Source organism: Bifidobacterium asteroides (assembly GCF_003202755.1).
Lineage (GTDB): Bacteria > Actinomycetota > Actinomycetes > Actinomycetales > Bifidobacteriaceae > Bombiscardovia > Bombiscardovia asteroides_F.
This window is the reverse complement of record NZ_QGLK01000004.1, coordinates 207,700-232,923: the sequence shown is the minus strand read 5'-3', so window position 1 is coordinate 232,923 and position 25,224 is coordinate 207,700. Positions and strand designations below refer to the sequence as shown.

The following is a 25,224-nucleotide window of genomic DNA, read 5'->3' as shown; positions in this document are numbered from 1 at the left end:
GTCACTATCGTGAGGCCTAGTTGTGCAGACAGATTGACAGATACTCATCGGGCAAGGAGGCCAAATGGTAGAAGCTGTCACTGGGAAAAACAGAAACCGTTGGTTTGTTTTCACAGCGGCTTTCTTAATTATTTTCTGTTGTGCCGCGTCGTCAGCGTTTTCCGTCTTCGCTGAACCCCTACGCAAGGCTGTAAATGGCACCGCCTCGCAGGTTGCCTTCACATTGACCCTCTACCAGTTCTTCATGGCCTGCTTTGGGGTAGCCTCCGGCTGGATCATGGACAGATTCGGGGCCAAGAAGCTCATGTATGTGGGAGGACTCGTTTTTGGGCTGGGATGGGGCCTGACGGCGTTTGTCCACAGCCTTCCGCTCCTTTACCTGACAGTAGGTTTGATGGCGGGCGCCGGCAATGGAATCATGTACAACCCTGCTCTATTGACTGCTTTGAAGTGGTTCCCTGAGAAGCGAGGCACCATTTCCGGCTTCCTGCTCGCTGCCGCTTCATTGGGGCCTCTGGTCCTGGCTAAGGTCGGTGCTGTCCTCTGTGACAAGTTTGGGATGAACGGCTTCATTCCTATTGGTCTGGCCTACCTCATCATTTGCTGGGCTGTCGGTTGGCTTATGGATTCACCCGAGCAGGTGGATAACACGGGCACAGCGACAACGGCGACTGTAGAGTCCAACGATTACACCCCTGGACAGATGCTCAAGACCGGTCGCTTTTGGCTCATGCTGGCCCTGTTCGCCATCTCCTGCACAGCAGGCATCATGCTGATCGGCTCCTTGTCGCCCATTGCCCAGGTCCAGCTCAGCATGACTCCGATAACGGCAGCCAATATGGTTGTCATAAATACCTTGGCCAACTTCTGCGGCCGTCTAATTACTGGGCGCTTGACCGACAAGCTGGGTCAGACCAAGACCCTGGCTCTGATTCTTATCCTGACCATGGTGGGTTTGGGTGGCCTGAGCGTAGCCCACAATGTTTGGTTTTTTGCAATTTTCCTCATTCTGCTGGGAGCCTCCTTCGGTGGCGTCTTGGTGGTTTACCCGACCCTGACAAGTAGCGTCTTTGGCCAAACCCACTCCGGTACCAACTACGGCATCATGTTCTTCGGCTATGCCATTGGTGCACTCCTGGGTCCTCAGATCGCAGCGCGTTTTATAGACCAGTCGGCAGGTGTGGGGGCCTATCGCGGTGCCTACATGGTGGCTATTTGTGTGGCCCTGGTCGGACTGGTCATTGATGTATTTCTGATTGCCAAAAAGATTGGCACAAAAGAAAAGGAGCAGTAAGTAATGGAACCAACACAAAAGCTGGTGCATACTCAACCCGGAACCAAAATGACTGATGATGAGTTCCAACTCTATCTGAAGCAGATCCAGCACCTTGCAGAGAACGAATTTGATGAAATGCAGAAGGAGGTGGAAGTTACCAATACCTTCCCCAAGGAGTTCTTCCGACTGGCTATTGACAATGATCTATATAGGTTTGCGCTTCCGCTGAAGTATGGTGGTTTCGGTCTGAACTGCCATCAGATCTTCCAAGTCCAGGAGCGTTTCTCCCGTGGACCCGGCGGCATGAGAATGCACCTGCATTATGCCGCTGATTTGAACTGGAGGATCATGAATGAGTTCGGGCAGCCCGAGCTCAAGGCCGAGGTCATGCCCAAGCTTCAGGACAAAAGCATCTTCACCTGCTTTGCCCTGACTGAGGAAACTGGTGGAACGGGCGCCGATCTGCATACCTCTGCCGTCAGGGATGGCGATGACTTCATTCTCAACGGCGAAAAGACCTTGATTTCTCATACCGACTGTTCGGACGCGGCCTATGTCTTTGCTGTGACCGATCCCGACAAGCCAGGTCCCGAGCGCCTTACTGCTTTCTATGTGCCTGTTGACACACCGGGATATGAGATTGTTCCCATGCCCCACATGATGGGCTGCAGGGGTGCAGGACATGCCGGGCTGCGCTTCACCAATATGCGCGTCAACAAGCGATTCCAACTGGGCGAGGAAGGTGATGGCCTCCATGTGGCGATAGCATCTCTATCCATCTCTCGCGCTCACATCGCCGTTTCCAATCTCGGTATGAGCCAGCGCTTCCTGGAGATGGCCATTGCCCGAGCAAAGGACCGCGTTACCTTCGGTAAGCCCCTGGCCAAGCGTCAAGCTATCCAGCAGATGATCGCCGATATGGGTACCCACATCTTCGCTCTGCGTTGCATGCTGACCGACCTGGCTGAGCAGTATGACAGGGGGGAGGACATCGAGGAGAAAGCTGCCATGTGCAAGCTCTTCAGCATAGATACGGTCAAGCTGGTCTCTGACTACTGCTTCGAAATCTTCGGGGGCATTGGTTACTTCGAGGACAACCCCTATGGTCCTGTAGAACGCATGTACCGTGATTGCCGTGCTATGTGGCTGGAGGAGGGCCCGCGCACGGTTCAGCGCTTGACGGCCTCTCGCAAGCTGATAGCAGACAACGGCATCATCAAGTGACACAAGCTTTCGCCGGCGGTGATGAACCGTCGGCGGATCATGTGGAAAAGGCAAATTTTATGACTGACAAGGTTTTAAGTGGCATCCGCATCGTTGACATGACCACATTCCTGGCTGCACCGACGGTCGCCAGGATCATGGGCGAGTGGGGTGCTGACGTGATCAAGGTGGAGCCTCCCAAAGGCGATGCTGAGCGTACTCAGGGAGCTGTCTTCAACATGCCCTACGCGGATGACGAGAATTTGGGTTTCGATATCTCCAACCTCAACAAGCGTTTTGTAACACTCAACTTGCGGAAGGAGGATGGCCTGAAGGCTTTCATGAAGCTGTTGGAGGGGGCGGATGTCTTTCTGACCAACCTGAGAAGCAAGTCACTCGAACACCTGGGCATTGATTATGACTCCCTCAAGGATCGATTCCCCAAGCTGGTCTACGCTCAGTGTTCCGGTTATGGGGAGGACGGGCCCAACAAGAACACGGCAGGTTACGATGCCACCAGCTATATGGCGCGCGGCGGTGTTCTGGCCACCACTATGGAGAAGGGCACCAGCCCTATGAATCCGCCCAATGGCTATGGCGACTTTCAAGTAGCTATGTGTCTGACAGCCGGCATCTGTGCCGCTCTGATCAGACAGGCCAGAACCGGAAAGGGCGACAGGATCACTGTGGCTCTGCATCATGCGGCCATTTTCATGCAGAACGTTGCCATGGTTTCAGCCCAGTATGGCAATCCCTATCCCAAGACACGCATGGAGGTTTCCAACCCGTTCAACAATTGTTACCAGACCAGCGACGACCGGTGGTTTGTCATGTGTGTGCCGGTATTCAACAGGGACTACAACAAGGTCATGACTCTGCTGGGGCGTGAAGATCTGCTGGATGATCCCAGATACAGGGATATAGACAAGATCAATGCCGAGGGACTCAACCGGGAGTTCATTAGCATTCTGGATGGGGAATTCCGCAAGAGGCCACTTCAGCATTGGCTTGATGCTTTCAAGAAAGAGGATCTGCCCTTGGAGGCTTGCTACCTGCCAACCGAAATCTATACCGATAATGAGGCTCTGGACAATGACGAGGTCAGGAAGATGCGTTTCCCCTCCGGACAGGAGCGGTTCATCCCGACCAATCCTGTCAAATTCGCCTCACTAGGCAAGCCCGAGCTCAGACCTTCGCGTGCCCAAGGAAGCGACACCGAGTCAGTACTGCGCGAAGCCGGCTATACGGATGAGCAAATCCGTCAGATGGTCTTGGACGGGGCGGCGGCTTCTACCAGGCACATCGGCGATCCAATTTGATTCCCATCCATTAAGGGAAGGAAATAAGGAGAGGACATTGGCTTTACTGTATACGCAAGAACAACGTGAATTCATTAGAATGGTTCAGGAGTTTGCTGACCAGACATTGACCCCAGAGGTCGTCAGCAAGTACGACCACTTGGGGCAATGCCCGGTGGAACTCTTCAAGCCCGCTTTCGACATGGGTCTGCACATGCTGGAGATACCCGAGGAATATGGCGGTGCAGGTTTGCCTTATTCCACCACTGCTATGGTCTTCTCAAAACTGGCCGAGTATGATGCTGGATACGCCATCACCTTGGTTTCGACCTTCGTGGCACTTCGCTCAGTCATGCTTGCAGGCAGCGCGGACCAGGCCCGGCGTTTTGCCGACATCATCGAACCAGGTGCTTTCGCAGCTTTCGCGCTGAGCGAGTCTGATGCAGGCACGGATGCGGGATCAGTCAAATCCACGGCCACCCGTGATGGGGATGATTACATTCTCACTGGCGAAAAGACATTCATCACCAACGGCAGCATCGCCAATGTCTATGTAGGTATCTTCCGTACGGCTGACACCGGAAACAAGGGGCTTAGCGCCTTCATGATCGAGCGTTCTCGTGAAGGCATCAGTGTGGGCGCTCATGAAGATAAGATGGGCTTGCGCCTGTCTGACACCTCCACTGTCAACTTCGATCATGTCCGTGTGCCGGCAAGCAACCGTCTGGGGGACGAGGGAGCTGGCTTCAAGGTGGCTATGAACAGTCTTAATCTGTCTCGGGCGTTTGTGGCCACACTGGCTGCCGGCATCATGCAACGTGCGCTTGACGAATCTGTCTCATACGCCCGTATTCGCAGTCAGTTCAAGAGGCCCATCATTCGATTCGAGGCCGTGCAGGAGATGCTGGCCGATATGGCAATCGCACTGGAGACCTCACAAGTGCTGATCCACAACACCATGACCATGATGGATCAGGGCAACCTCGTGCGCAAGGAAGGGGCGATGACCAAGACCTATGTGACCGACGCTTTGCAACGCGTGGTTACCGATGCGGTCCAGGTCTTTGGTGGGTACGGAGTCTCCAAGGCCTATCCCGTAGAAAAACTCATGCGCGACAGCAAGGTCTTTCAGATTTTCGAGGGGACCAACCAGATTCAACGTGTGACCATCGCCAACGAACTTGACAAGGAGTATGCAGGCAAGGAGGTGGGGCGATGAAGGTGCTTGTATTGGTCAAGGGGGTGGTTGATCCTGGTCCCCAGCCTTCTCTTTCTGAAGGTCGTCTCACCAGCGGAGACGTAGTTCTGGATCATTATGGCAAGTATGCGCTCGAAGCGGGTCTTCAGCTGGCTCAGGATCAGGATGACCAGGGTAGCGTGACTGCGGCTTCCGTAGGTCCGGATTCTGAGACGGCACTAAGGGATGCGTTGGCCTTAGGTGCTCAGGATGCTATTGAGGTCAAGACGGATCAGGAAAACGCCGGGCTGGCTGACATTCTTGCCCAGGCTGTCAACAAGGAAGGGCCATTCGATCTGGTTCTTTGCGGGGATCAGGCTACGGATGACAGCCAGGGTGTCCTTCCTGCCCAACTGGCTGCCGCCCTCGGTTGGCCCTTAGTGGATGCAGTGGATGCTTTAGGGTTCGTTGGACCTCGTCTTTGCTACACGTCCCTTCTGGACAAGGGGGCGGTGAAAGGCACCGTTCAGCTTCCAGCAGTGGTTTCGGTCCTCGACACCATCAACAAGCCGCGTCTGCCCAGTTTTCGTTTGAAGATGGCGGCCAAACGTTATCAGATCAAGGAGTTCCAAGCGGAATCGAGCCAAAAGGATCCTCTTGAAAAATTGGAGATGGAAGAGGTTCCAGCCTCCAGCAAGGAGGTCATAATGGTGGACTCTGTCGATGACCTGATCCGTGCTTTGGACCAGGTTGGCATTCGACTGAAGAAGGAGTGATCATGCAATTCGATACCGTATTCCTGGTCTTACCCGGTCTTTCTCTTGATGAATCAGCTGGGAGTTTGACTTCCTTTGCTCTTCGTGCGGATCTGGGTTCGAAATTGGAGGCATTGGTCCTGCCTGATCAGGGCGATGCCCGCTACAAGGGACTTGACCAGGTCACTGTTCTGGAGAGCCAGGCACTTGGGCCAGCCAATCCCGATGGTGCCGCTCAGGCCGTGGCTGACTATATCAAAGAGCAATCTGATGCTCTTGTGCTCTTTGATGACACCAGATTCTCCCAGCAAATCGCTGTCCGTCTCGCAGCCATCATGGGAGTACCGGCCGTGACCCATGTCATCGATCTTTCAAAGAAAGCTTCAATACTCACCGTACATAAAAAAGTGTATTCGGGCTCTTTGATCCAGGGCTACCGGTGCAATGTGCCTGCAGTATTCACTGTTGATCTTACGGCTGTACCTCCTGCAGAGAGAGACGAAGCAATTCCAGTGATTCATAAGGAAGCTACCGTCGATGACAATGATGCTCAGTTCACGCTCTCTGATCAAAATCAGGGGCCAGACCTGTCCACAGCCAGATTGGTCGTAGCTGGCGGTCGTGGACTTCAGGATAAGGATGGGGCCGCACTGGTTAACAGTTTGGCGGAGCAGCTGAATGGTGCCGTTGGCGCATCAAGGGCTGCGGTCGATGCCGGGTGGTTCGCTACTTCCACAATGGTAGGTCAATCAGGGAAGACTGTTGCCCCCGATCTCTATCTGGCCGCCGGGATTTCCGGAACGATTCAGCACACTGTCGGGATGGATAAGTCCAAGTGTGTGGTAGCTATAAACACCGATGCCGAGGCGCCCATCTTCGATCTGGCTGACTATGGCTTGGTGGCTGATGCTCGTCAGGCGCTGACAGAACTTATTGAGAAGACTGCAGCGCCAGGATCTGCTGAAGAATCGAACTGATCAAGGTGGTCTGGAGATGAATATGGAGGCTGCAGCCGAAACAGATCAGGTCGTGTCCCGCTCTGTGTTGTCGGGGGATTCGCTCGGCGAACGTTGGAGAAGGCGATGCCGTTCGACGCCAGGATCCGTTTTCCTGATTAGTGAAGAAAGGGAGCTGACCTATGCCGAGGCTGACCGAATGGCCGACCTGGCCATCTCCATTCTTAATCAATGCCATGTGCGTCGTGGCGATGTCGTGGGCTTGCAGATGGAGACGAATCTGACCTATGTGATCATGCTCATCGCATGTTTCAAGGCGGAATTGCTGACCATGCCACTTAGTCCCCGTCTCAATCCAGACGAGGCTTGCTACCTGGTCGAGCAGATGAAGCCATCTCTGCTGGTTATGGACCATGATCAAGGTCCTCTGGCCATGGCCTGCAGGGATAGGGCTCACAATTATAGTGGCGGGAAGGTCCAGCTAAATCAGCGGACTCTATTCATCCAGCGCCGTCTGTCTCTGTCCGCATCTCCTGCGGAATCTGGTTACGACTCCCTGTCTGCATCCAACCGCCCAGCCGCCATTCTCTGCACCTCGGGCACGACCAGCTACACCAAAGGGTGTCTGCTTTCGAATAAGAATATTCTCGCCAGTGAAATTTCGTTCAATCAAATCTACGAAATTACCGACAAGGATCGATTGATCCTAGCCTCAGGCTTCTACCATGCCATAGGCTTCCATCACGGCATCGTATCGACATTTCTTGCTGGTGGATCCATGGTGCTTCTTGGTCGATACAGCAGCCAGGCCATGATGGAATTGACCAGACGGTACTGTTGTACATACACGGTCACCGTGCCCACCGTCGTCTATGACCTGCTTGCTTGGTATAGGCCGGGTGACCCCCTGAAACGGGTCATCTCCGGAGGCGCGCCTCTGTCACAGGACATGCTGGGTATGGCTTGGAAATCAGGACTTCCCCTTTACAACATATATGGTTTGACCGAGTGCGCCCCCTTTTCCTGTACAACGCCGGCCTATTACCGTGCTCATGAGGGGATGACCACTGCAGGTTTTCCGATATGCGGAACCAAGATTAGGCTGGTCGACAAGACAGGTAGACAGGTGAGGGAATGGGGCCGGTCTGGCCAGATCCTGGTACAAGGGCCCACGGTCTTTCAAGGGTATTACCGAAATCCAAAAGAGACCCATAAGGTTCTCACCAGCGATGGTTGGTTCTCCACTGGGGACCAGGGGCATATGACGCCGGACGGAGCTCTTGTCATGGATGACAGGCTTAAGGACATGGTCATCAGAGGAGGCGAGAATATTTCAACTGGCCTGGTGGAGAGCTATCTGCTGGGGCACCCAGATATAGCAGAGGCGGCCGTGGTCGGTGTTGATGATCCCCGTCTGGGTGAGCGAATAGGTGCATTTATAGTCATGAAAACGGGTAAACGACCGCTTGAATTGGAACAGGTCAAAGAGTATCTGGCCTCGCGTGGAGTAATCAAGAAGTTCTGGCCCGAAGTTTTGAAAGTGCGCAAGTCTCTGCCCAGAACTAGTTCCGGCAAGATCAAGAAGTATCTGCTTTCCTGACGGCATGAAAGAGGTTGTCATGGTCGAGACCAATGAACATGGATCGTTAACCTTCAGTCCGACCAGGTCGCATGCCCGTCGTAAACCCCGCATGATGCGAAAGAGGTTGGCCTTTTACAGACAGGCCGACTCCTCAATCTTCTTGGACATGGACCTGGATCGAACCTCAAATGCTGATTCGACCCGGTCCAGTGGTCTCCACGACCTTGTCCGAGAAAGCGGCCAAGATGTTCAGACATCGGATGGGGATGTGCCTGGTGTGGTCCAGAGCCTTAGCAAAGCAAGCGAGGATTTGTATGAAGAGGTTTCTGCGCTCCCTCTTGACCAGGATCATCAGTTCTCATATGCCATCGTGGGTGGATTTAATTCCAATGCAATCACTGTTGAGGTAGGCGATATAGACAGAGAGCAGCACGACCTGGACTGGATCGCGCTGCTCACTTTCACAGGCTGTCAGATCACTTATCTGCGACCAGATAAGTCTGGCTATGTTTTTGCTTTGGCTGACGATGACGCCTACGTTTACTGTGACAAGGATCCTTGTGAGGAGTGCGTCTTCAAGTGCAAGAACGGATTTGTCCTGTACCTGCACTGTGCTCAACATGGTGTTTTTAGTCTTCCCCTATCGCCCCGTCGTAAAAACAACAACCGTATCGATAGAGGCTGAGGAAAGAAGGTGACCGGTGACCGAGAGCATTTATAAGGTGCATATCGGCGATTTTTTCGTTGAGCCGAGGATGCTCAACCATTTGAGAATCACCCATGGGGGAGCCATGATCCGCGAGTGCGACTCCGCTCTGGGTCTTTTGGCTGAAAAGTATGTGAATGGGCGTGTTTTGACTGTGTCCATCAGGGACTTCTCCTTTAAGCAACGGACTCATGTTGGCGATCGGATAGATTTCGAAGTTACTATGATCGCCACCAGTACTCATACCATGACCTTTTACGTGAACGTACTGATGCTCGGTTTCGGGCGGCAACCAGTCACTGTAGGGGAGGGCGTCTTTGTCTTTATTGCAGTGGATGAGAACTTCAACCCCTCGCCTGTACCGGCCTTGGAGGTGCACAGCTCCGATCAGGAGAAGTTCATCAGAGCTGTTAGGAAACGCTATGGCTTGTCCTTGGACGATGTGGCGGCTGCCTGATCATATGCCGACTGGGTGGTGATGATCCATCAGCTTTTTCTGTTTGTATCTGGATTAGTGCATTGTCATATTCCTAGGCAGTATGCACCGCTTGTTGCGAGTTCTGAGCTGAGTGAGTTGAGATTATTAGGACAACCCTAGAGATTCTGGATTGCCAGTATTGGACTAAATTAAGAAGCATTGAAAGGCGTGTGTTCAAGAGGCACAGTGCGCATAAAAGGCTGGGACTTTCCTGAATGTTGTGATGTCCGTCATGTGGTGGTTTGGATGCGGGTTCAGTAAAGGGAGGGACGGTAATGGATAAGGGAGGGTGCTGTTCCGGGGCGGCGTGATATGGCTTCATGCATACGAGGGGTGCCCTTCTCATGCTGAATATGCCCTATCAAGGTCATATCAATCCGACCTTGGGAACTGTGTGTCTTTTGGTGGAGACCGGTTATTCGGTCTCGATCTACGATGGCGAAATTAGATAGAAGATTCGGGTGCGTTGTTTGTTCCCTATGATGATTATCCTGAGCAGCCGAACAAGGTGCAGAGTCTTCGTGGCGGGGGTTATGCGATAGAGACAGCCCGGCGTTTGGCAGCCGAGAAGCAGTACGATGCTTACGTGTATGAAGGTCTGTTGCTGTCGGGCAAGTGCCTTGCTGATCAAATCGGCGTAACCTCTATCCGCCTGTCCTCTGCCTTTGCTTACAATCCGTCGATTCTTGCCAAGCTGTCTGATACGGGCGGGCTGCACGTAAGCAGTCTTCTGAAGTCTCCTGCCGTTGTGAACTGATATCGCTTTCGATGCAGCGGCATGGGCGCATCCAAACCGATGGTTTCGTCACCGAGATGGTCTACAACAATCCGACACCTACCTATGTCTACGCGTTTCGGTCTTTCCAGCTTGGCAATGAAGCGTTTTCGGATGAGCAATTCAAGTTCATCGCCCCCTCTCTGGACGGCAGAGCAGCGCATGCCAGAGACTCTCGCCTGGATGATGAGCTCAACAAAGGCGGTGGACGGCCTGTCATCTACGCCTCCTTGGGTATGATTTTCGATACCTTTATGTCGTTTTACCGGGCGGTGGTGGCAGCGTTCGGGGGACAATGATGTCACGGTGGTGATGTCGGTGGGCCGTGATTTCGACCGGACAAAATTGGGGCGGATTCCTCAGAACATTTTCATCCACCGGTCTGTAGACCAGCTGGCCGTCCTTGAGAGGGCGACCTGTTCATCACGCATGGCGGCATGAGCAGCGTGAACGAAGATCTTTACTAAAAGGTGCCCATGGTGGTGGTTCCCATGGTCGACGATGAGCTGGCGGTAGGGGCGGGAATCGTTGAACTCGAGCTGGGAACGGTGGTGAGGCGCGAAAAGATCAACGGGCAGACGCTGGGCGTGCAGCCTCGATGATCCTGGCAGACAAACAAATCGCTGACAATGTCAACAGAATTAGCGAGGACATGCGAAAGTCCGGCGGCAACCAGCAAATAGTCAAGGATCTGGACCACATCCTCAACCACTCCTGACCAACCCAGCATTCCAACGGATTGTTGCGCATCCACATCATGTGAGGCATTGCGACATGCCGACGACCTCTCGTGATTGGCCCTACGAATCATAGAACGCCAATGATGAGAAAGGTTTGGCTTTGTAACACTTGCGAATGACTGAGGGGGGAGCCAAACAACAAGCTTTGATACCTGTGCTTCGTAGTTTTGGACATCTTCCCCTGCAGCGTTTCATGGGCGCATATCGGGTAGTTGAAGCATCTTGGATACAGTCTATTGGCTGATGCTGGCTACTGGCGACAGGCGGGGGGCTCTGATATTGTTCGTCCTGCCGTTCCCCGCGGCGTGGATCGGCCGTTGGCGCTACTGCATTATCCGATGCGGATGTCCTGTCCCGGCTGGCATGGAAGGACGGTTGTCGCGGTTTGGCCTGTATTCACCCGTCTCTGAGAAGGCAGAGGATCTCCCCGCCCTACGGCTCGATGTCCTACTGATTGATGGCATTGAGAGCAAAGGGCAGTAAGTGAAGATAAGGGATGGATATGCATGAGCATTTCTTGGTATTTGGGGCGGGATCACGAGCTGGGCAGTGTTGCTGTCCTGGATGCCACCAACTAGTTTTCTTGAGCGGTTGCCTGTGCCAAGTCAACCTGGAGCGTATTCGTGTCCTGCAATTTCTTCCTGAATCCGACCTTCAAGGGAGGATACTCCGTCGTATTCTGAGGCATTCGAGCATCTGGCACAAACTGTGAAACGTGCTGCTGCAATAATCTTTCGACCCTAGGAGCCTGTGTCAGTGAAATTAAACAGGGCAGGCCCCGGTCGAGGTTTCTGGACCCCATGGTGTCGAGCAATTGGCTGTCCATACAGAAGTAGCCGTTGATTTCCGTCCACTCCATAGTCAACTCCTGGCAGTTCTGAGCTCACTTATCGGATTGTCTGATGTCGGTGTGATGGCGTGGTGTATAAGCCCTCACCCGAGCTGCCCTCCTTAAGGTCGCTTTTGAAGATGACCACCATTCCCATGAGCCAGCCTTTGAAATTTATGCCTATGACTATCCATGAACCGGATCCTTCACGTCTTTGCGGTGGCCAGAGTTGATTTCCAAGTGTAAAGCGCATCCGCTGGCTTAATCCTCCCGATGCGCCTCATGCATTCTACGGTGTATGACGGGGTCTTCGCCCGCTGGCTATACCTTCTTATTCTTGTATCGCATCATTGCATGATCTGGGCTTGGCAATGGGAGGCGAATGTGATTGGTGCTGCGCTGATGACCTGTCCGGGGGTGTTTCTTCAACCTACATTCTGGCTGAGTTATGCTGATAACCCTTGAAAATGAGGGTGTCAAAGACTTTTGGCAGGGAAATTTTTGCTGGGTGAGGGGTTGGGTTGATAGCTTGAGGGGGTCGGACTTGCGCAGGCCTCGATGATGCAACCACATAGTCATCAACCAACGATCGGCCGGCGGACGATGGCCGGGGAAGGCGGGTGGCAGGGGTATGGAACTCGGCAGTCAGATTCGCCGGTATCGCTCGGAGCGGGGCATGTCCCAGGATGATCTTGCCGGCAGGATATTCGTGTCCCGCCAGACCATTTCCAACTGGGAGAACGACCGCACCTACCCGGACGTGCAGAATCTGCTCCTCCTGTCCAACCTCTTCGACGTGACCATCGACCAGCTGATCAAAGGAGACCTCGACACCATGGATAAGAGCATTGATTCGGAAACCAAAAACCTTCGCCGACTCGGCTTGGTCTGTGGAATTCTCACGTTCTTCATCTTTTTGACCCTTATCGTCGGATTTGCTCTCTATTTGAAGTTGAATAAGTCAGATGTGATTCTGTATACCATGCTTGCCTTGGCTCTGATAACGGGCATTTTGGATATCATAGCTGCCGCGTACATCGAGCAGATTAAAGCCCGCAATAATGTACAGACCTATCGGGAGATCAAGGCCTTTCTGTCGGGCGAAGAAGTGGACCGCAGTAAACGAAGCCACTTTGAACGAAAGTGGGTCATGCCCGGAAATCAATACTACAGCCAGGCGTTCAAGTCCCATCCGATTGTGGGGCCGGTCATCCATTTCTGTGTGACTTCTGCCGTTGGATTCTCTCTAGGTGCAGGTATCGTCTGGATTCTGATTCACATCTTTGGCATGACCTGACTTGCATCGGAAAAGCAGATCGCACCTTAGAAATGCGTTTCTGTATAACATTTCTTGGGTAGGAGTTCTCAAAAACAATGCCCACCCCCCTCGGGGGGGGGGATTATACGGATGATTTTTACTGCTTCTTGAGGTGAACGGTGGTTGTGGTGCCCATCGCGCTGGCCTTGTAGGTGATTTCACCGTTTTCATATTTGAAATCTTTGGTGTCGTCCTGTGAGGCGAGCAAGCTCTGCGACATTTTGTCCTTGTTTCCCTGGCTGGTCCAAGAGTAGCCGCCGGCGGTGGTGGGCGGGGTGAAGCTGCCGGACCAATATAGGCTGGTGGTGTCGGGGCTCACCCAATTGATTTCTATGCTATCAGCGGTCACCGTTGCCTGCTGGTAGTGGTCTTTATCGGAACCGTTTGTCTGCTTCCATGTCCCTGTTAGATCGGCCGGTTGTGGAGCTTTGTTCGTTTTCTTAGGCTCCCCTTGTGAACTGGTCGTTTGCTTTCCTGCATCCGAGCTTGTTGAAGAATTTCCTCCGCAGGATGACAAGCCCATCAACATGACTATTGCGGCAACTGTAGCCGCGATGCCCTTACGCATTTGTGCTTCCTCTCGTCTTCAGTGAACGGCAATAGAATATCATGCAGGCCTAATCGAGATTGAAGTTGGCATTCATATCAGCCCCCCACCCTGTAGGTCACAGAGATGACGGGTTTACGATGCTAATCGAATGCTGTGGAAAACGGCTCCAAGTTTGGAAACAATTCGTTAGCGTTGCTTTTGTACATAGCTCCTATGGACAGGTATTTGATTGGATTGATAAGTTGCAGAATAGGGTCCGCTTGCTCGAAAGTTTAAGCGTGATTCGTGCTTATACTTTTGCAGAGTCAATGTGCTGTCAATCTGTCAGTTATTTGAAGAGCAGACGATGTTGTTGATCAGATGCTTGAATGGGAAAGTCATCAGACGATAGATCGAGTCTTTTTCATCAAAGAGGTGTTTGCGTGGCAGGATTCATATGTCTGCTGTGACATTAAGGTCAAGCCTATCTGGGCTTTTTACCGTAAGTACGCGCATTTACCATAAAGCCCGTTTTCAGAGCGCTTGCTGCTTACTGGGTCAGAATATACGAAAAGTACTGTATTCAATATGTTTAAGGTTTGATGCAGAGTCACGCCGCATTATATATTTTCCCCCCCCCCCCCCCACATCTTCTGCTGCAGAAGTTATAGCGGACTGGGAAAGCAATGGGAATGTTCAAGAATTTGTTTCAAAGGTAAGTTTGTTTTCAGCAGTCATAGCGAAGACATATAAGCGACGCATCAGTTACTGCCGGTCGATGTTCAGTATCGTCTTGCCGAGTTACTTGATTATGGCATGTTGTAAGTGAGCGAACTTATGCAGAAAGCGATATATCCACACTGGACCTTGCATGAGTCATGCTCTTCGTTCCCTGCAAAGGTGTCCGCTGATGTTTACACGCACTGATAGAGGGAATCCGAATAATGTTGATGGGTTTCCAGGCTGGGTGTAGCTTATCAATCGTGAGGAAGAGGAAGAATGACAAGGGCACGTTGCTGGGTATTGTCATTCTTGCAGTGCTTGGCGTGATCATCATGCATCCGGTGATCTCAGGAATCATTATTGCGGTTATCATTCTGTTGGTAGTGCTGTATGCGATGGCGCATAAACAGAAGACTCAAGACCTCGGAAATGAGCATATAAGCCCAACTGCTAAGAAAAGGCATGGTCCGAGAGGAAAACATGCAAAACGGCCCGCTGACGAGCTAGTTCCTTTGAACGGTAATATGAAACCTGCTGACAACGATGACGGCTTGCCTGCGGATTATGTGGCGCTTGATACCGAGACGACGGGTCTGCGTGCACAGATGGATCAGATCATCGAGATCGGGGCAGTGAAGGTTCGCGGCCGGAGCATCGTCGACAGTTTCGATACCTTGGTCGATCCCGGCAGGAGTTTGGACAGCAGGATTGTCGAATTGACCGGCATTACTGATGCCATGCTGGAGGGTCAGCCGAAGATCGGCGATGTGTTGCCTTTGTTCTGGTCCTGGGTCGGCGACGACCCTGTTGTAGGTCATAATCTGCGCTTCGATATGAGGTTTTTCGAAGCTGAGAGTGCACGAATGGGGTATACCATGCCCGGCCCAGTGTGCATGGATACCTTGCAAATGAGCCGAGCTTTGTTTCCACAGGAGAAGCACCATCGGCTGCAGGATCTTATTCGCAGATTCGGCATCGCAGAGAACGAGGAGCATCGTGCATTGTCTGACGCCGCGCAGACGCAGGAGTGCTTTGAATGGATGCGCCGGTATATGAGCGAACTAGGTAGAGGGTTCACTACTATCTTCAAATCGTCAGATTCTTCATCCAGTGCTTCTACGGTTTTGAAGCAGCCTAGGCAGTCCCGGCGTTTCAAGGGAAGGGGTGTGCATCGCCCATGCAATCAGCGTCCCGATGGTCAGTGCATCGTAGAGGGTATAGATAAGTGGCAGACCGTTGGTGTGTCGGGTGCGGCAAAGCATCAGGATCTGTTTAACCGATTCTCCACCAGTGACGAGGTCTGGGTGAGATTGCTGCATGGATTCATTGAAACAGGTAAGTACAAAGGTTGGCCGACAATCCAAGTCTGGCTTGACGGAGAATATGCGGGATGTCTCACCGTATTGCAGACATCACGCCATTACCGCCAGGTTCCGCCTGAAGGCGGCGTATCGTACGCACATTTCGGCGTGAGAACTAAAAGGGGAACCTGCCAGTTGCGGGTCTCATTCCCCTATGCCCATGCCGAGATGGAATTGAGCCAATTCGCGCAAACAGCTTCACTGAAGAAAGTTGATATGACTGGTTCGGCGCAGATGAAGTTTGAGATGTAGCCAAATATTCAGATCTGCCTTGATAGTTATCGAACAGAACCGTAAAGCAAGGAAGCAAGAAACTTGGCTCAATAGTTCGTATTCCGTGTGAGCTCTGCCTAGACAGACAGCATTTTGAATAGTCGAGTGCCGATGGCTACCTTGCTGTCAGCCGGGCGGCGGGGGCCGCTATCATGAGAGCCGGAACAGAATCGAGCGGGTCCTTCGGATCGGGGCCCGATGAAGGAATGCGTACATGGCGGATATGGTTGACAATCACAATGACGATGAAGGCCCGGACCTGGGCAGGACCTACCACAGCGGTCCGGTCATCATGCGCGGGCCCATGATTCCCGAGGCGGATGCCAACGCTGGTCTGCTCTCATCAGGCGGCGATACGAACTGGCTGCATATGGACCCCTGGCGGGTGCTACGCATCCAGGCTGAGTTCGTTGACGGGTTCGGTGCGCTGGCGGAGCTGGGTCCGGCAGCCGCCATCTTTGGCTCAGCGCGGACCGGCAGGGATGATCCCACCTATGCTGCTGCGCGCAAGATGGGCGGCGACCTGGCCAAGGCCGGTATGGCGGTCATCACCGGGGGAGGGCCTGGTATCATGGAGGCGGCCAACCAGGGCGCTGCTGAGGTCGGGGGCAAGTCCGTCGGTCTGGGCATCGAATTGCCCATGGAGCAGGGACTCAACCGCTGGGTAAATCTGGGCATCACTTTCCGTTACTTCTTCGTACGCAAGATGATGTTCATGAAATACTCCTCAGGCATCATCGTCTGCCCCGGTGGGTTCGGTACCCTGGACGAGATGTTCGAAGTGCTGACCCTGGTCCAAACCCATAAGGCACCCAGCATGCCCATTGTCCTCTTCGACAGGGCCTATTGGCAAGGGCTCTTTGACTGGTTTTCGGACACGGTGAGGCAGCGGGGCATGATTTCTGAGCTGGACCCCGATCTGGTCATCCGCACTGATGATCCTGATGAGGCTGTCGAAGTCATCCTGCGCCATTGTGGCTGAGAATAAAAGGCGAGCAGTGGTCAGCGGGCGCGCGTGGCCATGATCATACCTGTGCCGATGGGCAGCAGACATGATTCCCAGGCATCGTCTTTGCTTATGGCCTCTATGATGGTCCGTAAGGTGGTGGTTTTGGCGGATCTGTTGGCCGGGTTGAGTATGCCACCCTTGTCTGGGTCCTCCAGCAGATTGAAGGCATCCGTGAAAATCAGCTGTCCTCGGTCCTTGAGTAGGCGCGGAGCCTGGTCCATGACCTGTTGGTAGTTGTCCCCATTGCCTGAGACGACGATAAGGTCGTAGTCGCTGGGGTTGAGCCTGGGGAAGTAGGTTCTGGCAGCCGAGTTGACCGCTCGTAGCCTCATGCCTGGGTGGGCCTTCTCCATGCCCGCGAATATTTTTTTTACCAAGGAAGTGCCTTGGGCTGTTGAGTCGACGGCGGTGAACTGGCCATGACCATGCAGGCCCGTCATCAGGCGCAGGGCTTCGACCACGGAGCCGTTGCCGACCAGGATGATGGATGCCGGAGCGTTCCGGCCAGCCAAAAACTGCAGAAAGGCGCCTTGGGACCGGGAACACTGTGCGAATCCGGCCTCCGAAGCCTTGTCTCGCAAGGTCTGCAACTTGTCGGATTCGACGTTCAGAACGCTTGCCTCGGCGAATTCCCATCCTCTGGCGATGTTGTTGTACGAGGTTTTATCCATGCTAACCATGGTAACGACCAGAGGGCACAAGCCTGTCGAATGCTCATGCTGACCTGTGTGCGTACGAGTCTGACTACTCCTTGACGGCTTCGACTAGCTTCCACATCTCTTCACCCACGTCGATGCCTCTGGGACAGGGTCGGGTGCAGGCCCGTATGGACTGGCACGCCTGGATTCCGTCCACTTGGTCAATGGCTTCAAGTCGTTCCTGCCGATGGCTGTCACGGGAATCGTTGATGAATCGAGCCGCTGCAATCATGGCTGCCGGGCCGGCGAAGGCCTCACCACCCGCATAAATTGGACAGGCGCCCTGGCAGAGTCCGCAGGCGATGCAAGTGCTGAGCAGTTCATACCGGGCCAGCTCTTCGGGAGTTTGCCGGTATTCTGACGCTGGTTCTGCGTTGGCTGCCTTAGTCTGGGCTGCTTGACTGGTGGCCTTCGCTAACGGGTCCTGGGCAGAATCATGCATTTGCTGCTGATCGGATTCACAGCGATTGTGGTTGCTCTCGGCAAAGGAATCGTCGTGGAGCAGATAAGGCTTGAATCGTCGAATCTGCTCAAACATGGTGTCGGTGTCCACTATCAGGTCTCTGAGTGGGGTGAAGCCCGGGAGGGGACGGATCTCTACCACTGAAGATTTGTTAGAGTCTGAAGTTTTTGTAAGGTGTGTGCTGGCTTTATGGTTTGTGGTTTCTGTATGGTCTGAGGCTCCAGAAGGATCTGTGGCTTTAGGGCCTATGGTTCTAGAGTCTATGCCCGAATCTGAGTGTAATGCCGACGAAGGTGTGGCCGTTGTGGTGGTCGCCGTGCCGGTGCGACGGAAAGCAGGAGGCTGCTGAACCTGTGGACTTCCATTAACAATACCGGGTGTTGCGTACGCCTTCGGCATGGTCTCGGAGGCGGACAAGCAGTTGGCGATGGTGGCTGTGCACAGCAGATCCGGACGGCCATTGATGAGCACGGCATCCGATCCGCACATGCCATGTCCACAGGAGTACCGGAAGTTCAGTGTGGGATCCACCTCTCGCTTGATTTGTAGAAGAGCATCCAAGACCGTGCGCTGCGGGGCAATGTGAATGGTGTACTCCTGCGTCCAACGACGGCCTCGACCCCTTCGGCTGCCTGTTGTGGCGAAAGGATTACTTTTGGCGAATGGGTTGGTTCGTACTGGACGTTCTGATTGAGGTCGTGGAGTGAACCGGGCTATTCGGAAAGTTACCGGACGGGGATCGCGGTCCGATGCGGATGCCTTTGACCCGACTGAGACGGTGGACTGTGATGTCACGGTTGCTCCTGTCCTTGCTCGGGATGTGGCCCGATGCCCACTGATATGTGCGGACTCCATCCTAATCCCTGCCTGACCGGGATAGGTTTTGAACAGGTGCATGTCTGACCAGATTGGACTCAGGATACATCAGTAGTTACGGCCCTCGGGAGGCATGTCGACGATATGAACAGGCTGCCAGGAGACAACTTCCTTGGCATCAATCATAGTGTGAGCTAAGTAGCGTTCGTCATCGCGTTGGGGATAATCGCTCCGGTACAGGGCGCCACGAGATTCCTGACGCTTTAGGCTGGCATTCAGCACGGCTCGGGCCAGGATCAGCAGGTTGTCTACCTCCATGATGGCGGTCACCTCCTGGTTGAGCACTGCTGTGCCACTGTGCGCACGCAACTGCTTGGCATCGGCATCCAGTTGATCTAGGCCGTGCAAACCCTTTTCTATGCTGCTTTGATTGCATCGGACGGCAACGGCCTCCTCCATCAGCCGTCCCAGTTGACCCATCAGTGCGTAAGGGTTGTTTGGGCTGGCACTGTCATCGGGGTCGGATGCTTCGTCAAGGTCGTTAGCCAATGCTGGTTCCGAGGGGTCGGTTTTACTTGCGCCAGAAAGTAACTCGTCCATGAAGGCCTGACGCTTTTGCAGTGCATGTGTGAGCGCAGACGCATCGGCCATGTCGTTTGGCTTGCCGGCATTGGCCATGACGGCGGCGATGGCCTGTCCTGTCCTGGTCCCGAAGAGGCAGGCATCCAGCAGGGAGTTGCCGCCTAGCCGGTTTGCTCCGTGAACGCTGACACAGGAGCATTCCCCGGCGGCGTACAGCCCATCAACGACTCTGCGGCGGCCATCCTGCCAACGATAGACGCGGCCACGATCGGTGATGGGAATGCCTCCCATGGTGTAGTGGGCGGTGGGTTTGACAGGAACCATGTCCACAGTGGGATCCAGGTGGGCGTATCGATGGATGGTCTCGGTGACCTGGGGGAGCAGAGTAGCCATGCGCTGGCTGTCAATGCCGGTCAGGTCCAGCCAGACGCAATCATGAGGCCCGGCCGGGTCCGATGGATCGGCCACTCCCCGGCCTGCATCAATCTCGGCCATGATGGAACGGCTTACCACATCCCTGGCGGCCAGGTCGCCATGTCCTGGCGCGTAGTCCTGCATGAAAGCCCGTCCCTGACTGTTTCTGAGCACGCCGCCTTCTGCGCGGGAGGCCTCTGAAAGCAGGATGCCAGTGTGGCCTAGGCCGGTGGGATGGAATTGGATGAATTCCACATCCTCCAGCTGCAGACCAGCCTGTAGGGCGAGTGCCATGCCGTCTCCGGTCAGATCCCAGGAGTTGGAAGTCGTATGGAAGAGTCGACCGGCCCCGCCCGTGCATAGGACGATATTGTCAGCTTGGATGGCCTGCAACTCGCCGACGTGGGTGTCTAGGACTATCAATCCTCGGGCATGGCCGCCGGATTCATCATCGGTAGGTGGGTCAACGACCAGATCGGTTACATACCATTCCTCTGCAAACTCGACTCCATGACGCAGGCACTGTTGCCAAAGGGCGTGCAGGATCTGGTGGCCGATGCGATCGGCTGCATAGGCTGCTCTCCTGACTGGATGGCCGCCGTAATCGGCGGTATGGCCGCCGAACTTCCGCTGGGCGATATGCCCATCTTCCGTCCTTGAGAAGGCCACTCCGTCATGCTCCAACTCAACGATGATTCCCGGGGCCTGCTCGGCCAAAATCCGCACGGCATCCTGGTCAGCCAGCCAGTCGCTGCCCTTGACGGTGTCGTAGTAGTGCCAATGCCAGTCATCCTTTTCCTGGTTGCCCAGACTGGCCGCAATGCCGCCTTCTGCTGAGCCGGTGTGGGAGCGCAGGGGCTGAAGCTTAGAGACGACCAAGACCTTTGGAGATAAGCCACTCTTGCTATTTTTGTTCTCTAAAGCTCTGTACAGGCCCAGAGCTGTTGACAACCCGGCCGCTCCGGCTCCGACGATGACGGCATCATAGCGGTTTCTGACCTTCTGGGGATTCATAACAACGATACTGTCACGACCTATTGATAGCGGCGCCCCATCCGGTCTATGTCTGTTGACGCGGGCAGAATGGGTCTTATGACTGAGCTTTCCTTCTCCCAGCAGGTTTATCAGGTCGTCAGGCGGATTCCTCGCGGCAAGGTGGCCACCTATGGTCAGGTCGCCTCTCTGACTGGTCACCCGCGCAATGCCAGGTTCGTAGGTTATGCGCTTCACGACAACCCCGAACCCGGGGTGATTCCCTGTCATCGCGTGGTCTTTCGTGATGGTTCTTTGGCGCCAGGATTCGCCTTTGGTGGTCCGGAGCGTCAGCGTCAGCTGCTGGAGGATGAGGGTGTTCACTTTATTCCTCCCCATAGTGACGAATCAGCTGGTGCCGACGGTTGGGTGGTGGATTTGGATCGCTGTCGCTGGAAGGCCTGACTCTTCGGGTCTTCAGCTACCACGCATCCGTCCTGCAGACTGATCAGACCACGAATTTCTAGGGATCCCAGCAGCTGCGTCAGTTGCCTGACGGAGAGCTCATGTCCCTGATTGGCCAGCTGAGCGCGAAGCTGTCCCGTCATGGGTGGATCATTCTGACGCTGACAGTTGCGGATCGCCACCAGCACTGTGGTCTCTGCCTTGGTTAGGCGCTCATCGTTGGCTTTTCCGCATTCATGGTCCATAGCTGGATTTGATGGCGGGGTTGAAGAATCCTTTTTGTCCTTGGAGCGGGCCGAAAGCCTGTCTCTATCTGTTCGAGATTGTTTGAGGGTGGTTGAGGGTGGTTGACTGACATGGCTGGTCTGGGTCGGACGATCGGAGCCAAGTGGCGGTATGCGCTGTGTGGGCTGCCTACTTGCTTGGTATTCATGATCTTCGGTGGCGCTGACTGAAACGCCGGTTCTTTGTTGGACAGACTTGTCAGGGTGGGCAGGTCCATGGGCCGGATGGCAGATGTCTCGGATGTCGGATGCCGACAGGAGTAGCTCCGCCTTGCCCTCATGGATCAGTCGGTTGCAGCCGGTGTTTTCTGGCTGGTCAATCCTGCCAGGAGCGGCCAGTACTCGGCGACCCAATTCCACGCCCCAGTTGGCGGTGTTAAGTGCGCCGGACCGGTGTCGAGCCTGTGCCACTACAATCTCGGAGGCTAGAGCGGCGATGATCCGGTTGCGCAGCAGGAACCGACGCGCCTCGGGGATGGTGGCGGGCGGCAGCTCGCTGATCAGTGCGCCGCCATCTGCCCCAATGTTCTCAAACAGACGGCTGTTGCGTTTGGGACCCATATGCAGCAAGCCTCCAGCAAAAACTGCGACCGTGCGTCCGCCACCAGCAGCCAGGGCTCCCCAGTGGGCGGCGGCATCCGTGCCCATGGCCCCGCCGGAGACGACCAGGTGGCCTTTGCCAGCAGCCTGTCTGGCTATCTGGTGAGCGGTGGACCGGCCATACTCGTCGCATGTCCTTGATCCGACTACGGCCAAGGGATGGTCACAGCAAATCAAAGCTTCAGGATTGCCTTGTCCCCAAAGGCAGAGGGGAGGGGCCCAATCAGAGCGACGTGCCAGGTCACCCACCTGGCCTGGCCAGCAGGGGTCGCCAGGGGTCATCACCCAGAATCGACCTCCACCAGTCATCATGGTCCGCACCTGGTCAGTGTCCATGGCCAGCAAAGGTGTTAGGCGTCTTCGCCAGGAGTCGCTGATCTTGTGGAACCGAGTTAGGTCTTCAGGGCTCGTTTGTCGTCCCCATCGAGCCGTCCCCTTCAGAAAGCGTTCGTCTAGTCTAGTGCGAGCAGCATCATGAGTGCCGTCGCTATCTGACTGGTCCGGCGCCCTTAGCTCGATCAGATTTCGACAAAGGTCGGTCGACTGGTCCGAGCCCAGCAGGCACGCGATCATGAAGGCATCCGGACCGTCTGCAGCCAGGGTCAGCACAGTTCTGGCAAGCCAGTCACTTTCTACCATGGTCATCGGTCGTGATCGGCCTGTGGGCATGGTTTTCATCAAGGGTTTGGACATCTCAGACGGCCCTTGTCCTGAGCAGGATGCCGGTGGTCACATCGTCGGCACCGGGGCTGGGCCGTCCGTCCAGGTCTGCCAGAGTCCATGCCAGGCGCATGGTCCGGTCGGCCCCGCGCAGGCTGATTCGCTGTCTGCGCAGGGCTTGGTCCACGACCGAACGCGCCTTGGATGATGTGTTCTGGCGCAGCCATTCGCCGTTGATCTGGGCGTTGCAGGTCCAGCCTTCCTTGTGAAAACGCTCTTTTGCCGTCTGGCGGGCGCGGGTCACACGTTTGCGTATCTGGGCGCTGTGCTGGCGTGGACGGTGATCGTCGAATCCCGGGTCGGTCACTGGAGGGACCGTGGCCTGGATGTCGATGCGGTCTATGATGGGCCCTGACAGCCTGTTCCAATAGCGGAGGCGCTCGCGGGGTGTGCAGGTGCAGCGCTCGCCTGTGCCGTATCCGTACCCGCAAGGACAGGGGTTGGCGGCCATGACCAGTTGGAAACGAGCCGGGAAGGTGGTGCTGCCCTTGGCCCGGGACAAGAAGATCCGCCCGATCTCCAGAGGCTCGCGTAGGGATTGGATCACCCTTGGAGAGAATTCCGGCGCCTCATCCATAAAGAGGACTCCGCGATGGGCACGGGTGATGGCGCCAGGGGTGGCCAGTCCGGCCCCGCCCCCGACCATGGCCGCCATGGAGATCGTATGATGAGGGGCCTCGAAGGGTGGCACATTGGTAATCCCATACTGGCTCAGCGTGCCACATAGGGATCGGATGGAAGCCACCTCCAGCTGTTGAACAGCATCCAGAGCGGGCATGATGCTGGGAAGCCGTTCCGCAAGCATGCTCTTGCCGGCTCCTGGAGGACCGACCATGAGCATGTGGTGGCCGCCGGCTGCAGCCACCATCATGGCCCACTTGGTCTCCTCCTGGCCAATCACGTCAGCCATGTCCGGCTTCGGTGGAGCTGGTTCGGCATTGGCGGGGGAGTTGACATTACGAGCTGAGTTCCTAGTGTGCACACTCGCTATGGCGGTTGGCTCGTCGGCTTTCTTATGGCCGTCTGCTTCAGGGACGGCGATTCTGCTTCGCCCGCCCAAGGCCTGAATGAGCTGACCCAGGTGACGCAGTCCGACAACCTCAATATCGGGAACCAGACGGGCCTCGTCAAGGTTGTCTGCGGGGACGAAGGCTCGCGTGATTCCCTGAGCTCTGACCTGCGTCAGGATGGGCAGCAGACCGTTGATAGGCAGAATCGTGCCATCCAAGTTAAGCTCGCCCAAGATGACTGTATGATCCAGGCCTTCCGTCGGCAGCGCACCGCCGGCTTCTAGGACGCTGGTCGCAATGGCCAGGTCGTGTGAGGAGCCGTGTTTAGGTTTTGAAGCAGGGGACATGTTGACGGTGACTCTGGTCTGCGGCCACCGAAATCCGCAGGCCGAGCAGGCGGATTTGACCCGTTCCCGCGACTCCGACAAGGAGGCATCCGGCAGCCCGATGATGGAGAAGTAGGGCAGCCCTGGGGAGATGAAGGACTGCACGTGAATGAGAAAGGCCTTGAGCCCTATCAATCCTACGGATTCAGCAGATCCAAGACGCATCAGAAGGCCTCTTTGGTGTGCCTGAGGAAGACTGATCCCGGTTTCCATCCGCCCCTGCCCGAATGGTTGGATCCTCTGACGGTCTCGGCGGATGTCTGACAGGAAGCCAGGGGATGGGCACCCTCGGAATACATGCTTCTGCCAGGGTCGGACTTGACTGACAGGCTGATGACATCGAATCGGGTGCTGCGATGCCGTGCGTTGGGTTCTCGGTCGTGGCTTATCAGCCATTGGACTGCTGCGTGACGCAGGTGGGTCTGCTTGCGCGGGCCGACAGCCTGTTCTGGGGATCCGAACCGACCGGTGCGCCTGGTCTTGACCTCTACGAATACCAGAGTCGCCTCGGGATCCAGAGCGATGATGTCCAACTCGCCGAATCTGCTTCTCCAATTGCGGGCTAGAATCTTCCAGTTTCGTTGCCGCAGCCACTGGCAGGCGTAATCCTCGCCCAAACGTCCGAGCTCTCGGCTGTTTATGCCACTGATTCTGATCTGTCGTTCAATATCTGCCAGTTCTATGTCGATGGATTCATCGTTGTTCGTACTAAACCTTGCTCCACTAGTTCGTGTGTTTTCTGGGTTGTCGAAGGATCTCTTGGAATCGGGCAGAGCTCTTATGGGTCGCGCGACCAATGGGTCTGTGATCATAACATCGGCGTCAG

Annotated in this window: 21 protein-coding genes and 2 pseudogenes; 15 read left to right on the top strand and 8 right to left on the bottom strand. The window is 55.0% G+C overall.

The window, feature by feature from the left end; translation table 11 throughout:
• The first annotated feature begins 64 nt into the window (after positions 1 to 64).
• The 12 genes from DKK74_RS05045 (at position 65) to DKK74_RS04980 (ending at position 13,072) form a co-directional block, all read left to right on the top strand.
• Complete coding sequence (locus DKK74_RS05045) at positions 65 to 1,294, top strand: L-lactate MFS transporter (RefSeq protein ID WP_110413085.1); 1,230 nt, start codon at positions 65 to 67, stop codon at positions 1,292 to 1,294.
• 3 nt (positions 1,295 to 1,297) lie between these two features.
• Positions 1,298 to 2,500, top strand: coding sequence for an acyl-CoA dehydrogenase family protein (locus DKK74_RS05040; RefSeq protein ID WP_110413084.1), 1,203 nt, complete (start codon positions 1,298 to 1,300; stop codon positions 2,498 to 2,500).
• A 59-nt stretch (positions 2,501 to 2,559) separates the two neighbouring features.
• On the top strand, positions 2,560 to 3,798 hold the full coding sequence (locus DKK74_RS05035) for a CaiB/BaiF CoA transferase family protein (protein WP_110413083.1): 1,239 nt from the start codon (positions 2,560 to 2,562) through the stop codon (positions 3,796 to 3,798).
• Positions 3,728 to 4,996, top strand: a complete 1,269-nt coding sequence (locus DKK74_RS05030; protein WP_258334463.1) for an acyl-CoA dehydrogenase family protein — start codon at positions 3,728 to 3,730, stop codon at positions 4,994 to 4,996. Before DKK74_RS05035 ends, DKK74_RS05030 begins: the two co-directional genes overlap by 71 nt.
• Positions 4,993 to 5,730 (top strand): electron transfer flavoprotein subunit beta/FixA family protein, encoded by a 738-nt coding sequence (locus DKK74_RS05025; protein ID WP_110413081.1) that lies wholly within the window; start codon positions 4,993 to 4,995, stop codon positions 5,728 to 5,730. The genes DKK74_RS05030 and DKK74_RS05025 overlap by 4 nt, the downstream gene beginning before the upstream one ends.
• Positions 5,731 to 5,732: 2 nt before the next feature.
• Positions 5,733 to 6,686, top strand: coding sequence for an electron transfer flavoprotein subunit alpha/FixB family protein (locus DKK74_RS08770; protein ID WP_258334476.1), 954 nt, complete (start codon positions 5,733 to 5,735; stop codon positions 6,684 to 6,686).
• Positions 6,687 to 6,702: 16 nt separating this feature from the next.
• The gene (locus DKK74_RS05015; protein ID WP_110413080.1) at positions 6,703 to 8,265 is read left to right on the top strand and encodes a class I adenylate-forming enzyme family protein; all 1,563 of its coding nucleotides are present in this window, start codon (positions 6,703 to 6,705) and stop codon (positions 8,263 to 8,265) included.
• Positions 8,266 to 8,284: 19 nt separating this feature from the next.
• Entirely contained in the window at positions 8,285 to 8,932 is a 648-nt protein-coding gene (locus DKK74_RS05010) for a hypothetical protein (protein WP_146210542.1), read from the top strand.
• 16 nt (positions 8,933 to 8,948) lie between these two features.
• Entirely contained in the window at positions 8,949 to 9,410 is a 462-nt protein-coding gene (locus DKK74_RS05005; RefSeq protein ID WP_110413078.1) for an acyl-CoA thioesterase, read from the top strand.
• A gap of 577 nt (positions 9,411 to 9,987) precedes the next feature.
• Positions 9,988 to 10,188: a hypothetical protein gene (locus tag DKK74_RS05000; protein ID WP_146210541.1), complete on the top strand. Its 201-nt coding sequence runs from the start codon at positions 9,988 to 9,990 to the stop codon at positions 10,186 to 10,188.
• Between the two features lie 56 nt (positions 10,189 to 10,244).
• On the top strand, positions 10,245 to 10,505 hold the full coding sequence (locus DKK74_RS04995) for a hypothetical protein (protein WP_146210540.1): 261 nt from the start codon (positions 10,245 to 10,247) through the stop codon (positions 10,503 to 10,505).
• A gap of 1,901 nt (positions 10,506 to 12,406) precedes the next feature.
• Entirely contained in the window at positions 12,407 to 13,072 is a 666-nt protein-coding gene (locus tag DKK74_RS04980) for a helix-turn-helix domain-containing protein (protein WP_110413073.1), read from the top strand.
• A gap of 118 nt (positions 13,073 to 13,190) precedes the next feature.
• Here DKK74_RS04980 and DKK74_RS04975 read toward each other — a convergent pair whose 3' ends face one another.
• Entirely contained in the window at positions 13,191 to 13,661 is a 471-nt protein-coding gene (locus DKK74_RS04975; protein ID WP_110413072.1) for a hypothetical protein, read from the bottom strand.
• Positions 13,662 to 14,566: 905 nt separating this feature from the next.
• Between DKK74_RS04975 and DKK74_RS04970 the strand changes: the two genes are divergently transcribed.
• Positions 14,567 to 15,958, top strand: coding sequence for a 3'-5' exonuclease (locus DKK74_RS04970; RefSeq protein WP_258334462.1), 1,392 nt, complete (start codon positions 14,567 to 14,569; stop codon positions 15,956 to 15,958).
• Between the two features lie 235 nt (positions 15,959 to 16,193).
• Positions 16,194 to 16,961: an LOG family protein gene (locus tag DKK74_RS04965; protein WP_110413071.1), complete on the top strand. Its 768-nt coding sequence runs from the start codon at positions 16,194 to 16,196 to the stop codon at positions 16,959 to 16,961.
• Between the two features lie 20 nt (positions 16,962 to 16,981).
• Here the strand turns inward: DKK74_RS04965 and DKK74_RS04960 are convergent, their stop codons facing one another.
• The 4 genes and pseudogenes from DKK74_RS04960 to DKK74_RS04950 all read right to left on the bottom strand — a co-directional run bounded on the left by DKK74_RS04960 (position 16,982) and on the right by DKK74_RS04950 (position 20,975).
• The gene (locus DKK74_RS04960; protein WP_181414928.1) at positions 16,982 to 17,659 is read right to left on the bottom strand and encodes an O-methyltransferase; all 678 of its coding nucleotides are present in this window, start codon (positions 17,657 to 17,659) and stop codon (positions 16,982 to 16,984) included.
• A 73-nt stretch (positions 17,660 to 17,732) separates the two neighbouring features.
• Positions 17,733 to 18,269: pseudogene (locus tag DKK74_RS08900) on the bottom strand (4Fe-4S dicluster domain-containing protein); the annotation flags it as partial.
• A 303-nt stretch (positions 18,270 to 18,572) separates the two neighbouring features.
• Positions 18,573 to 19,004: pseudogene (locus DKK74_RS08895) on the bottom strand (2Fe-2S iron-sulfur cluster-binding protein); the annotation flags it as partial.
• A 69-nt stretch (positions 19,005 to 19,073) separates the two neighbouring features.
• Positions 19,074 to 20,975, bottom strand: coding sequence for an FAD-dependent oxidoreductase (locus DKK74_RS04950; protein WP_110413069.1), 1,902 nt, complete (start codon positions 20,973 to 20,975; stop codon positions 19,074 to 19,076).
• A 78-nt stretch (positions 20,976 to 21,053) separates the two neighbouring features.
• Between DKK74_RS04950 and DKK74_RS04945 the strand changes: the two genes are divergently transcribed.
• Complete coding sequence (locus DKK74_RS04945) at positions 21,054 to 21,398, top strand: MGMT family protein (RefSeq protein WP_110413068.1); 345 nt, start codon at positions 21,054 to 21,056, stop codon at positions 21,396 to 21,398.
• Here the strand turns inward: DKK74_RS04945 and DKK74_RS04940 are convergent.
• The 3 genes from DKK74_RS04940 to DKK74_RS04930 are packed head-to-tail and all read right to left on the bottom strand — an operon-like array spanning position 21,314 to position 25,210.
• The gene (locus DKK74_RS04940) at positions 21,314 to 22,927 is read right to left on the bottom strand and encodes a DNA-processing protein DprA (RefSeq protein WP_181414927.1); all 1,614 of its coding nucleotides are present in this window, start codon (positions 22,925 to 22,927) and stop codon (positions 21,314 to 21,316) included. The two genes, DKK74_RS04945 and DKK74_RS04940, sit on opposite strands and share 85 nt — an antisense overlap.
• Before the next feature lie 49 nt (positions 22,928 to 22,976).
• Positions 22,977 to 24,563: a YifB family Mg chelatase-like AAA ATPase gene (locus DKK74_RS04935; RefSeq protein WP_110413066.1), complete on the bottom strand. Its 1,587-nt coding sequence runs from the start codon at positions 24,561 to 24,563 to the stop codon at positions 22,977 to 22,979.
• Positions 24,563 to 25,210, bottom strand: coding sequence for a YraN family protein (locus DKK74_RS04930; RefSeq protein ID WP_110413065.1), 648 nt, complete (start codon positions 25,208 to 25,210; stop codon positions 24,563 to 24,565). The genes DKK74_RS04935 and DKK74_RS04930 overlap by 1 nt, the downstream gene beginning before the upstream one ends.
• Positions 25,211 to 25,224 lie beyond the last annotated feature (14 nt).